The organism is Parvivirga hydrogeniphila, assembly GCF_023371205.1.
In the GTDB taxonomy this organism is placed as follows: Bacteria; Actinomycetota; Coriobacteriia; order Anaerosomatales; family Anaerosomataceae; genus Parvivirga; species Parvivirga hydrogeniphila.
The window spans coordinates 152,604-164,304 of sequence record NZ_JAMCCO010000001.1 but is presented as its reverse complement, the minus strand read 5'-3'; the positions used below and the strand labels follow the sequence as shown (position 1 = coordinate 164,304).

Annotated in this window: 13 protein-coding genes; 12 read left to right on the top strand and 1 reads right to left on the bottom strand. The window is 69.8% G+C overall.

Going from position 1 to position 11,701, the window contains the following annotated elements:
• The first annotated feature begins 39 nt into the window (after positions 1 to 39).
• Genes MX659_RS00855 through MX659_RS00845 form a run of 3 tightly spaced genes read left to right on the top strand, consistent with a single transcriptional unit; the run spans position 40 to position 3,255 of the window.
• Positions 40 to 1,569, top strand: coding sequence for a sensor histidine kinase (locus MX659_RS00855; protein WP_267191599.1), 1,530 nt, complete (start codon positions 40 to 42; stop codon positions 1,567 to 1,569).
• Complete coding sequence (locus MX659_RS00850) at positions 1,548 to 2,468, top strand: hypothetical protein (RefSeq protein WP_267191598.1); 921 nt, start codon at positions 1,548 to 1,550, stop codon at positions 2,466 to 2,468. The genes MX659_RS00855 and MX659_RS00850 overlap by 22 nt, the downstream gene beginning before the upstream one ends.
• Positions 2,469 to 2,505: 37 nt before the next feature.
• Positions 2,506 to 3,255: a hypothetical protein gene (locus tag MX659_RS00845; protein ID WP_267191597.1), complete on the top strand. Its 750-nt coding sequence runs from the start codon at positions 2,506 to 2,508 to the stop codon at positions 3,253 to 3,255.
• 18 nt (positions 3,256 to 3,273) lie between these two features.
• On the opposite strand, the gene MX659_RS00840 is transcribed toward MX659_RS00845, so the two are convergent.
• Positions 3,274 to 3,978 carry a Crp/Fnr family transcriptional regulator gene (locus tag MX659_RS00840; protein WP_267191596.1) on the bottom strand — a complete coding sequence of 235 codons (705 nt, stop codon included), beginning with the start codon at positions 3,976 to 3,978 and terminating at the stop codon, positions 3,274 to 3,276.
• A 102-nt stretch (positions 3,979 to 4,080) separates the two neighbouring features.
• Here MX659_RS00840 and MX659_RS00835 point away from each other — a divergent pair, with 102 nt between their 5' ends.
• From MX659_RS00835 to MX659_RS00795, 9 genes are all read left to right on the top strand, one after another.
• Complete coding sequence (locus tag MX659_RS00835) at positions 4,081 to 4,536, top strand: nitrous oxide-stimulated promoter family protein (protein ID WP_267191595.1); 456 nt, start codon at positions 4,081 to 4,083, stop codon at positions 4,534 to 4,536.
• Positions 4,533 to 4,916 carry an ATP-binding protein gene (locus tag MX659_RS00830; RefSeq protein WP_267191594.1) on the top strand — a complete coding sequence of 128 codons (384 nt, stop codon included), beginning with the start codon at positions 4,533 to 4,535 and terminating at the stop codon, positions 4,914 to 4,916. Before MX659_RS00835 ends, MX659_RS00830 begins: the two co-directional genes overlap by 4 nt.
• 17 nt (positions 4,917 to 4,933) lie before the next feature.
• Positions 4,934 to 6,571 (top strand): hydroxylamine reductase, encoded by a 1,638-nt coding sequence (gene hcp, locus MX659_RS00825; protein ID WP_267191593.1) that lies wholly within the window; start codon positions 4,934 to 4,936, stop codon positions 6,569 to 6,571.
• Entirely contained in the window at positions 6,568 to 6,882 is a 315-nt protein-coding gene (locus MX659_RS00820) for a hypothetical protein (RefSeq protein ID WP_267191592.1), read from the top strand. The genes hcp and MX659_RS00820 overlap by 4 nt, the downstream gene beginning before the upstream one ends.
• Before the next feature lie 108 nt (positions 6,883 to 6,990).
• A complete protein-coding gene (locus MX659_RS00815; RefSeq protein ID WP_267191591.1) occupies positions 6,991 to 8,670 on the top strand; it encodes a hypothetical protein in 1,680 nt (559 codons plus the stop codon).
• 42 nt (positions 8,671 to 8,712) lie between these two features.
• Complete coding sequence (locus tag MX659_RS00810; protein ID WP_267191590.1) at positions 8,713 to 9,960, top strand: GGDEF domain-containing protein; 1,248 nt, start codon at positions 8,713 to 8,715, stop codon at positions 9,958 to 9,960.
• Positions 9,957 to 10,643, top strand: coding sequence for a lipoprotein intramolecular transacylase Lit (locus MX659_RS00805; protein WP_267191589.1), 687 nt, complete (start codon positions 9,957 to 9,959; stop codon positions 10,641 to 10,643). The genes MX659_RS00810 and MX659_RS00805 overlap by 4 nt, the downstream gene beginning before the upstream one ends.
• A gap of 115 nt (positions 10,644 to 10,758) precedes the next feature.
• A complete protein-coding gene (locus MX659_RS00800) occupies positions 10,759 to 10,905 on the top strand; it encodes a DUF5679 domain-containing protein (RefSeq protein ID WP_267191588.1) in 147 nt (48 codons plus the stop codon).
• Positions 10,906 to 11,059: 154 nt separating this feature from the next.
• Positions 11,060 to 11,701 (top strand): potassium channel family protein, encoded by a 642-nt coding sequence (locus MX659_RS00795; RefSeq protein ID WP_267191587.1) that lies wholly within the window; start codon positions 11,060 to 11,062, stop codon positions 11,699 to 11,701.

Sequence of the window (11,701 nt, the reverse complement as noted above, 5' to 3'; positions counted from 1 at the left end):
CCCCAAACGGGATACAACAGGCCAGGACGAGGGAGCGACATGGCGAACGTCATCAGGCGAGTGCGCGGAAGACCCACGGGCGCATCCGGAGCGCTTGCAGACGGCGTGCACCGGCTCGCGCGCGCGTACGGGTGCGCGTCGGTGTTCGGCTTCCTGCTTGGCCGAGACGGCAAGCTCCGGCTCAAAGCGACGCTTCCGCCTGCGACCGCAGCGCCAGGCGCTCTCGGTCCGGACGAGGCGCCAGAGCTGTTCGAGGCGCTGTACGCCGACGCGCCCGCGCGCCTCGATCCGGGCGCGTGCGCGGCGCTGCCGCGGAGAGGGGCCGCCTGCGTGGCGATCCCGCTTCGAGGTCCCGACGGACCGGTCGGCGTGGCGGTCGCTGCGTTCGACCGCGAGGTGGACGAGCGCGCCCTCGCACAGCTCGCGTTCGCCGGCGAGGCGATCGCGTCCGACATCCATTCCGCCCGGAGGATCGAGGCCCTGGAGCGCAGGCTTCAGGCGAGCGAACGCACCGCGCGGCGTCTCGTGTCTGGCATGATCGGCAGCGGGGCCGCGTGCTTCGTCGTCGACCTGGACGGGCGCGTCGTGCGGTGGGGCACAGGGGTGGAGGAGCGCTTCGGCTACCGCGAGCAGGACCTTCGCGGGCGGAAGCTGCCCGTCGCGGACAACGCGATGGAGCGCGTGCTCCTCGACCTTCGGACCGGCGCAGCGACGGAGGAGCCGTTCCCGCTTCAGATCGACCTCGCGTGCGCGGACGGAAGCGTTGTGCGATCGCAGGGGGTCGGGCTTGCCGTCGCGAGCGAGGAGGAGAGCGCGACTGCGGTGCTCGTCGTGTGCCAGCACGCGCAGGCCGCCGAGCAGACCGGCTCGCTCCGGCAGGCGTACCTCGCGTCGCTCGTAGAGCGCGAGCTCGCAAGCCCGCTCACTGCGATCAAAGGGTACGCCGAGCTCCTGTCGCGAACGTCGATAGCAGAAGACCCGGCCCAGCGCGACCGCGTGTGCCGGGCGCTTGCCGACCGCGCTCGAGAGATCGAGCGCCTCCTGAAGGACCTCTCCCTCCTCGCCGGGCTCGAGCGCGCGAGCGGGCTCATCGTCGAGACCGCCGACCTGCGTGAGATCGTGGCGCAGGCCGCGTCGCGCGTGAACGCCGAGCATGGGTCGGCGGTGCTTCGCGTGGAAGAGACGGGCGAGAGCGGCAGCGTTCTCGTGGATCGGCTGTGCGCGACCCACGCCTTCGAGAGCTTGTTCCGCTGCATCGCGCGGGCCGCGGACCACGGCGACCCTGTCCGCGTGGGCGTCCGCACGGAGCAGCAGTCGGTGGTCGTGACGCTCGATCCGCCGGCCGGCGTCACGGAGGAGGCCGGTGTGCGGACGGTGCGGCAGGCGGGTCTTCCCGAGCAGGTGCTTTCCGAGTCAGGCGTCGGGTTCCACCTCGCCCGCATAGCAGTCGAAGCGCACGGCGGCGACCTGCGGCTCGAACCTGCCGCCGCGATCGTCCCGCGCATCGAGCTGCGCCTGCCGTTGCACGATGGGCACGAGGAGGCGGCATGGCTGGTACCGATGATGTGAGCCGGACGCGCTGGCGGCGGGTGCTCCTGGCCACTGTGGTCGTGGCGCTGGTGGCGGCGGGGGTCGTCGCGTACCGCGCTGCGACCGCTTCGAGCGCCGCACGCACGATGCTCGCGGACGCTTCGGGGCTGATCTCGCAAGCGGAGCCGGCGGTGCTCGCCATCGACCAGGCGGTGCGGAGCGAAGTGACGACGGCCGCTGCCGAGACGGCGCGCGACGCCATCGACAGGATCGACGCGGCCGCGAGCACGCTCCGCGAGGCGCAACAGACGGTGCGACGCGCGCGGCCTCGCCTTGCCGAACGCGACGTCGCGCTCGCCGACGCGCTCGAGGACTCGATCGAGGCGCGGCTGGCGATGCTGGAGCGCGCACGCCCCATCCTGGAGACGGACGCGAAGGTCGCTTCGGCGCTCCAGGCAGCGACGGAGTCCTGGGCCCTCGTCGCGCAGGCGGAGAAACGGGCGGACGAGGCAGTCGCCGCGTTCAACAAGCACACGAAAGACGGCGTCACGCGCTCGACGCAGCTCACCACGGAAGCAGACAAGCTTCTCGCGCGCGCCCGTTCGTTGCTCGAGACGGCGGCGGCCGACGTGCCGGAGGCCGATCTCGCCCCGTTCGTGGCGTACATCGATGCCAAGCGGGCGCTGCTCGCGGAGTCGCGGAAGATCGACGCTGCCTGGCTGGCCGGGAAGGTGGCCGACGCGAACGCCATGCTCGGAGCGTACAACACCAAGGAGAAGCAGGTGGCCGAGCAGGCCAAGAAGCTGCCCGGCACGCCGGCCTCTGCGCTCGCGAACGCCTACAAACGCATCGTGGAGCCGGACGTGACGGCCTACTTCGAGGCGCGCGAACGTGCTCGGTCGGCGGACGCGAAAGTGCGCTCGCTCAGCGGGGAGTGACGGCACGGTCAACGGTCGGCTGGCGAAGGAGGCGCAGATGTCGGAGGCGTTCTGGTCGGGCTGGTGGTGGCCCGCGGCGACAGGGCTCATCGGGTTCGTCTACGTTGCGTTGCTCGTGAGGCAGTGGCTCCAGCGCAGGAAGCCGCACCAGCTGGCCTGGGCGATCGGCTTCCTGTTCTACGCCGTCGCCGCCGTCATGGAGGCGTGGTCGGAGCGGACAGGCGCGTGGGACCCGACGGTGTACCGCATCTACATCGTGCTCGCTGCCTCGCTCGTCGGATTCCTCGGGCTCGGTACGCTCTACCTCATCAGCAAGCGTCCGATCTGGGGGCACGCCTACCTGGCGTTCCTCGTCGTGTGCCTGGCGGTCTTCTTCTACGGCACCTTCACGACCGAGCTCCTGTACGACAAGCTCATCCCCGGCATCACGGTCGGCGGCACGGCGCTCGGTCCCGGCGGCTCGTTCCCGCGCGTGATGTCGCTGCCGTTCAACATCACCGGAACGCTCCTTCTGCTCGGAGGCTCGACCCTTTCGGTGATCCGGTTCCTCCCGAAGCGCGAGTACCGCTACCGGGTGTGGGCGAACGTCCTCATCATCGTCGGCACGCTGGTCATCGCGGGTGCGGGCTCGATGGCGCGCGCCGGGCGGACGGTGGGGCTGTACCCCGCTGAGATGATCGCGAGCGCGATCCTCCTCGCGGGCTTCCTGATGGCTGGAACGCTCGAGAAGGGCGCGCAGGCGGTCAAGCAGCGTCTTTCGGAGGAGCAGGCGGCCGGACGCTCCTGACGCGCTGCCGGCGGCCGATCACTCCTCGTATCGCGAGCCGAGGCGTGCGAGCGCGCCCACGTCGTGCACGACGACCTCGCTGCCACGCACGGTGATGACACCGTCGTCGCGCAGGCGCGCGAACGCGCGCGAGAGCGTCTCGGGCACCGTGCCGAGCGAGGCCGCGAGCTCGCTCTTGGTCATGCCGAGCGGCACGCGAAGCCCCTCCGGCGTGGCTTCGCCGACGGCGAGCGAGCGCTGGAAGAGATAGCGCGCGAGGCGTTCCGGGACGTCGAGCGCGAGCGTCTGCACGACGGACGTGAGGTCGACCACCCTGGCGGCGAGGTCCGCCACGAGCGAACGGAGCACGTGCGGCTCGGTCTCGAGCATCGTGAAGACGCTCGCAGGCTCCACCCACGCGATCGTGACAGGGGTGGCGGCCTCGACCGTCGCAGGATAGCGGCCACCAGCAAGCGCCGAGACCGCGGCGAACGCCCCGCCGGACTCGACGGTCTCGAGGACGACGGTCCTGCCGTCGGCCTGCACGTGGCACACGCGCGCCTTTCCGGCGACGACCACCCCGAAGCGGACGGCCGGCTCCCCCTCGGTCACGAGCACTGTGCCGCGCGTGGCGTCCGTCACGCGAGCGGACGAAGCCAGGCGCTCGATCGCCTCGGTCGAGGCGCCACGCCAGAGGCGGCACGCGCGCATCGCTGCGACGACGTCTGGTCGGGTCCCTGCCACGAGCCTCCTTCGTTCGATCCGGACCGGCCGATTTTGACATGAGTCAAGGAACCGCGCGAGCACGGGCGGTACGGTCGTGGCGTCGGAGACGAAGGAGGCACGATGGCTGACGCCCTGACCGTGCGTGAGAGGATCGCGGCGCGGATGCGCGACCGGAAGGTCGCTCACGACGTCCGCACGCTCGGAGACTTCATCGAGATCTTCTGCGCCGGCACCCACAAGGACCGCGATCGGCGCCCGGCGGCGACGCTCGCAGCCGAGCTGGGCGTGTACGGCGCGCGACCGCCGCGGCTGTGCGAGGAGTGCGAGGCGCACCTCGCGTACGGCGAGAAGCGGCGCGCGCTCTGCCCGAAAGACCCGAAGCCGTTCTGCGCGCACTGCGACACGCACTGCTACAAGAGCGATGAGCGCGAGTGGCAGCGGCAGATGATGCGCTACAGCGGGCCGCGGTCGGTGCTCAGGGGGCATGCGATCGATGCGATAAGACACGCGCTCGAATCGCGAGCGCACCGCGCGGCCCAGCGCCGGGCGACATCGGCTGGAGAGGACGCGAGATGAACACGGTACGGCGGCAGATCGTGCGGATCGACGAGGAGCGGTGCACCGGGTGCGGGCTGTGCGTGAGCCCGTGCGCTGAGGGCGCCATCGAGATCGTGGACGGAAAGGCGCGCGTCGTGCGCGAGGAGCTCTGCGATGGGGCGGGGTTCTGCCTCGGCGTGTGTCCGACGGGGGCGCTCACCATCGAGGTGCGCGAGACGGTCCCGTTCGACCACGAGGCCGCGGAGCCTGTAGCGGCGGCCAAACAGCAGGAGTACGTCCCGCAGACCTGCTTCCGCTGCGGGACGGACGAAGACGCCGCGCCCCTGCTTCCCGTCCGGCATCAGGGTCGCAGCGAATGGGTATGCACGCATTGTCTGCCGGCGCTCATCCACGGCTGAGAGAGGGAGCGAGAGCGATGTTCTGCAACCAGTGCGAACAGACGTCAGGCGGAACAGGGTGCACGCGCGTCGGCGTGTGCGGCAAGACGCCGGAGGCAGCGGCCCTCCAGGACCTGATCATCCATCAGCTCAAAGGCATCGCTTCGATCGCGATGGCCGGGTACGAAGCGGGCGTGTCTGACAGGACGGCCCAGATCTTCACGGCAGAGGCGCTGTTCTCCACGGTCACCAACGTCGATTTCGATCCCGAGCACCTCGCCGAAGTCATACACGCGGGGGATCGCATCAAGCGCGCGCTTCGCTCCGCGGTCGAAGCGGCAGGCGGTGTGGTCGACGACGCGAAGCCGGGCGTGGCGTTCACGCCGGCCGGCAGCCTCGCTGAGCTCATCGAACAAGGCGAGGAGGTCGGCCACTTCCCGGACGCAGAGCGGGACGAAGACGTCCGCGCGCTGCAGCAGACCGCCGTGTACGGCCTCAAGGGCATTGCAGCGTACGCGGACCACGCGCACATCCTGGGCCACGAGGACGAATCGGTGTTCCGGTTCATGCACGAGCTGCTCGACGCCATTTCGAACCGCTCGCTCGGGCTTGAGGACTGGGTCGCGCTCACCCTCAAGACAGGGGAAGTCAACTTGAAGGTGATGGAGCTGCTCGATGCAGCGAACACCGGGGCATACGGCGACCCCGTTCCCACGACCGTCCCGTTGGGCCATCGACCGGGCAAGGCCATCCTGGTGTCCGGGCACGATCTGAAGGACCTCAAGGACCTGCTCGAGCAGACTGCAGGTCTCGGCATCGACGTCTACACGCACGGCGAGATGCTGCCGGCTCACGGCTACCCCGAGCTCAAGAAGCACCCTCACTTCTACGGCCACTACGGGACGGCTTGGCAGAACCAGCGCAAGGAGTTCGATGCATTCCCGGGCGCGATCCTCATGACGACGAACTGCATCCAGGCTCCGCGCGAGAGCTACGCCGCCAACATCTTCACGACCGGCCGCGTCGCATTCCCTGGCACGACGCACGTCGCGAACGGCGATTTCGGCCCGGTCATCCAGCGGGCGTTGAAGCTGCCGGGCTTCACGGACGAGGTCGACGGCGGAACCGTCACGGTCGGCTTCGCGCACGAGGCTGTGCTGTCTATCGCCCCCAAGGTCGTAGAGGCGGTCAAGAGCGGCGCGATCCGGCACTTCTTCCTCGTCGGCGGGTGCGATGGGGCCAAGCCCGGGCGGAGCTACTACACGGAGTTCGTCGAGGGAGCGCCGCATGATACCGTCGTGCTCACGCTCGCGTGCGGGAAGTTCCGCTTCTTCGACCGAAAGCTCGGCGACATCGACGGTATCCCGCGGCTCATGGACGTGGGGCAGTGCAACGACGCCTACTCCGCGATCAGGATCGCACTCGCGCTGGCCGACGCGTTCGGCATGTCGGTGAACGAGCTGCCGCTCTCGCTGGTGCTGTCGTGGTACGAGCAGAAGGCCGTGGCGATCCTGCTCACGTTGCTGCACCTTGGCATCAAAGACATCAGGCTCGGTCCGACGCTTCCAGCGTTCATCACCCCCGCCGTGATGGACGTGCTCGTGAAGAGCTTCGGCATCCGGCCCATCGGGGCGAGCGCGAACGACGACCTGCGCGAGATACTGGGGGCAGCGTGAGCCAGCGCCCAGGGACGCTGACCGGCTCCGCTCCAGCACCCTCACGGCGCCGCCGCTGGCCGCGGATCGTCGGGTGGTCGGCCCTCGCCCTCGTCCTGGCCGGCGTCGTCCTGTACGCGTTCGGCGGGATGTGGGTGAGGACGTCTGAGATGCGTGCCGCGTACCAAGCGATGGTCGAGCGCCACGAGCAGCCGGCCCTTCCCGCGCGGTTCGTCGTGCCCGTCCCGGGCTGCGTCTGCCACAGCAACGACCCGGTCCTTCAGGCCCAGCACGCGCGCAGGCGGCTCCGGGAGTGCTCCTCCTGCCACTGACCGCTGCGTTCAGCGCGCACGTGCGCGGTATACTGGCAGGCGACCGCGCACAGCGCGCGGCCGCCGGCCTGCGCGCCGGCTCGTTGCGAGCGACGTTGGGGAGGCTCGATGTCGCAGCTTGCTGAGCACGTGCGAGAGCTCGCGGGCGAGATCGGCCCGCGGCCAGCGACCACAGACGCCGAGGCCCGAGCGGCCGACTACCTCGAGCGCGTCATGCGCACGCGCGGTCTTGACGTGGAGCGCCAGGAGTTCGACGCGCCGCGCAACGACGCGCTGGCGTTCGCGGTCGAGCACCTGCTCTCGATCGTCGCGGCCGTGCTCGTGCGCTGGGCGCCGTGGGCGAGCCTCCTTGTGGGGACCGTTGCGGCAGTCGCCCTCTGGCTCGACCTCGACCTTCGCCGCGGCGTCGCCCGCTTCCTCCCGAAAGGCCCCAGCCAGAACGTCATCGCGCGTCACGTGCCGAAGGCCCGGCGCGGCGAGCGTCCGCGCAAGGTCGTGATCGTCGCGCACTACGACACCGCATTCGCGACGCTGGACGCGCGGCCGGCGCTCGTACGGAGAGCGAACGGGCTTCGGGCCCTCACGCTCGGGGCGACGGCGCTCGTCCCCCTCGTCGCGCTCCTCGCCGTGCTGCGCGTGGCGGCGGGGACCATGGCGGTGTGGTACGCGGCGCTCGTCGTCGGAGCGGCGCTGCTGCTCCCGCTCGCGATCCGCGCCCACGCGCTTGTCGCGCCGCCCGTGGACGGCGGGAACGACAACGCGTCGGGCGTCGCGGCGATGCTCGGCGTGCTGGAGCGCATCGTGCCGGAGCCGGACGCCACGACCACGATGGCGATGGACACCGCGCCGATGCGACGCACGCCGGAGGCGGCGAGGGAGGCCGACGTCGTCATCGACGAGGCCCTGCTCGAGTACACGCCGGTGTCGCCCGCGCCCGCGCCGTTCGGCGGCTTCGGCGACGTCGACTGGGACGAGGCCCGCGAGCCGTCAGGGCCTGCTTCAGGCCAGGCGTCGCTCGACTTGGACGCCGCGTGGGGCGGGGAGCCGGCCGCTCAAGCCCGCCCGCAGGCCGAGGAGCCTGAGCGGAAGCCGAGGCGGCTGTTCGGGAAGCGTCGCGAGGACGGCGAGCGAGCGCATCGCGTGAGCGACTGGCTCGGCCTGCGCGGAGAGTTCGATCCGCGTCAGGAAGGCAAGAAGATCAAGAGCTGGGACCGGCTCGAGCTCGAGGACGAGGACGACGAGGACGGCTTCGGGTTCCGAGGCGGCACCGCTGGCGGCGACCCGTTCGCGGCGGAAGAGGCGGCCCGCATCCGCCGCAAGGTGACGGCCGGCGTGGACCGCGCGCTCGCGGAGAAAGAGGTGTGGTTCGTCGCGACCGGCGCCAAGGAACCTGGGGGCTGGGGCATGTGCGCGCTCCTCGACGCGTACGGCCCAGACCTGCGCGACGCGCTCATCATCAACCTCGACAGCGTCGGCGCAGGCTCGCTCGCGTGGCTGGAGCACGAGGGCGACGCCCGGACCTACCACGGCGACAGACGTCTCGGCGCGATCGTCAAGCGTGTCGTGCGCGAACGCGAGCTGCCCATGAAGCCGCGCAGCGCGCCTGTCGGCATGACCGACGCGACGGTCGCGCTCGCGCGCCGCTTCCGGGCGCTCACCCTCATGGCGTTCGACATAAACGGGCGCGTCGCCAAGCGCCATACGCTCGGCGACACCGCGGACGCCGTGAGCGAAGACGCTCTTCTGGCGGCCGTCGATCTCGTCACCGAAGTCGTGCGCGAGCTGTAAGAAAGCGCCGACGCCGCACCTCTCTGAGACAGGAGACGACGCTTGGGCACCGGCAGGATCGTGAAGCGCATCGCTCGCGCGGCGAAGGTCGCGTGGCGCGAGCAACCGACCCAGTACGACATCGAGGCCATCCGCGCGAACATCGAGCGCGTCGGCACCGTCATCCGCGTGCGGTGGGCGATCGTCGCCGCGCTCGCGACATTCTCGATCGTCGCAGCATTCGTGTACACGCGCGCGGTTCGGATCGACGTCTTCCTCGACAACATGGTCGTCCCGGCGATCGCGCTCGCGTTCGTGGTCGCGTACAACGCGATGTACCAGGCCACGTACCGGAAGCTCGGCAACGTCGCCTTCCTCAACCACGCGCAGCTTTTGCTCGACATGATCGTCGTCACCGTGCTGGTGTACTACAGCGGCGGCGTGTACTCGTGGTTCACGACGATGTACCTGCTCTTCGTCCTCGAGGCCGCGTTCATCCTGCCCCGCCGCAGCGACGTGTGGTTCGTGGTAGCGGCCGCCTCGGCGATGTACGGCGGCGTGCTGCTCGCCGAGTGGGCGCGGTGGCTCCCGCACATCCAGATGCCGTTCGTGGAGAACGACCTGTGGCATCACGGCACGTACGTGCTCGTCCGCTACCTCTGGGAAGTCACCATGCTGTGCGGAGCGGCCACCGTCGGCATGCTCATGATGCGCCGCATCCGCGAGCGGGAGCTGGAGCTGCAGGAGTGCTCGTTCACCGACGAGCTCACCGGCCTGTTCAACCGGCAGTACTTCCATCGCGTGCTCGACGCCGAAGTCGAGCGAGCGAAGCGGAGCGGGCGCGAGCTCGCGCTCGTCCTCGCGGACGTCGACGGGCTCGCGGCGATCGACGGCCGCTTCGGCATCGACATCGGCGACGAGGTCATCGCGCGCGCAGGCGAGCTGCTGCGCGCGGCGATTCGCACCGGACGGCCCGACGCGCCGCCCGGTCCGGAGGTCGCCTGTCGCGTCGGTGGCGACGAGCTTGCTGTCGTCGTCCCATCGGTGGCGGCCGAGGACGGCGACGCGCAGAGCGGCGCGACGAGCCGGGCCGTCGAGATCGCGGAGGGGTTCCGGGCGGCCATGGAGCGCGCTGTGACGCACGGTGTGACGGCCACCGTATCGGTCGCGGTCGCGGTGCTGCCACGCGACGGGCTCACGGCCGACGCCCTTCTCGATGCGGCGGACGAGCTGCTCGCCGAGGCCGTACGCTGCGGCGGCAACCGCGTCGTGCTGCCTGACGCGCAGTGCGACGAGGAGGGCGCTTCGTGAGCGGGCAGCTGCGTTCGCTGCTGACGGCGGTCTCTGCCGCGGTGGCGGCCGCTGGCCTGGCGGTCGCCGTGTTGCTGATGCCGTGGTTCACGAGCGTGGGGGTCCGCGTCGCGGGCGCCCCTGCGGTCGTCCAGCTCGGGAAGGGCGCCGCACTGGAGGCAGCGGAAGCGGCGCGCCGGTACGCGACAGGACGCACCGACGTCCTTCCGGAGCGCATCGGCGAGTCCCTCGCGTTCGACGTTGCGACTGCGAAGCACCTCGATGACGTCAGACGCGTTGTGGCGACGGTTCGCTGGGTCACTATCGCCGCACTCGTGGCGTTGTCGAATCTCGTGGCGCACGCGGTCGCGCACGGGACGCAGGCGGAGCTTGCGCGCGGGCTGAAATGGGGCGGTCGCGCGCTGCTTGTCGTGGCGGCAGCGCTGGCGTCTGCGGGTCTCGCCGATTTCTCCTCGGCGTTCGTGGCGTTCCACAAGGTCTTTTTCCCGCAGGGCGGGTGGCTGTTCCCTGACGACGCGCTCATCATCCGGCTGTTCCCAGAGCGGTTCTGGACGATGGCAGGGGCTGCGTTCGCCGTGCTGGTCGCGGCGGGCGGCGTCGTTCTGCTGCTCGTGTCCCGGTTCGTGCGGAGGCTGTTCGATGAGCGTCCCGCCCGTGCGGGGCATGCGCCGTTCGGCGATTAATATTCACAAATCGGCAAGAACATGTACACTTGCTTCGGGATGTCCGTTCGAGGAGGTCCCGAGCGGTACGGGGGATCGCGTCGGGTGTCAACGGAACAAGGAGGTGAGCGGTCGAGTGGCTGCGAAGGAAGGGTACTGCGTCAAGTGCAAGGCCAAGCGTGAGATCAAGGACGCGCAGGAGATCACCATGAAGAACGGCCGTCCGGCCACGCAGGGCGTCTGCCCCGTGTGCGGGACGAAGATCTTCAAGATCGGCAAGTAGCGCAACGCTTGCAGACAGCGGCGGGCGTCGACCGGAAGGCGGCGCCCGCCGTCCTGTTCCGTGGCCCGGTACCGCTATTGACGGAGCATGTGGGCAGGGCTAGTCTGCGGGAATGTCCGAGGCGGAAGCGCATCGTAGGCGGAGGTAGCGCGAGGTGAACATCATCGTCGTGGGGTGCGGACGAGTGGGTTCGCAGTTGGCCACGATGCTCTCGGTCGAAGGTCACAACGTCACCGTCATCGACCGGGACGAGGCGGCGTTCAAACGGCTCGGAACCACCTTCAACGGCATCAGTATCCGCGGGCTCGGCTTCGACGAGGAAGTCCTCGAGGAGGCGGGCATCCACGAAGCGGACGTGTTCGCGGCCGTCACCAACCTCGACAACACGAACCTCATGGCAGCCGAGGTCGCGCGCAAGCTGTTCGGCGTTCGACACGTCGTCGCGCGGTTGTACAACCCGGTGCGCGAGCGCACGTACCAGCAGCTCGGGCTCGATTACGTGTGCGGCACCACGCTGGTGGCCGAATCGCTCGTCGAGAAGATCAAGGCCGGCCACGGGCACCACCTGAACGCGGTCGGCGATATCGAGCTCGTGGAGTTCAAGGCGAGCGCCGAGGTGGACGGCAAGCGCGTTCGCGACGTCGAGGTCGCTCGGGGCTTCCGCGTCGCGGCGATCCTGCGTGGCGCCAATAGCATCGTTCCGGACGAAGACACGCAGCTCAAGGCGGGCGACATCCTGGTCGGTGCCGTGCACACCGACCAGTATCAGCGCATCCAGCCCTACATGGAGGACTGA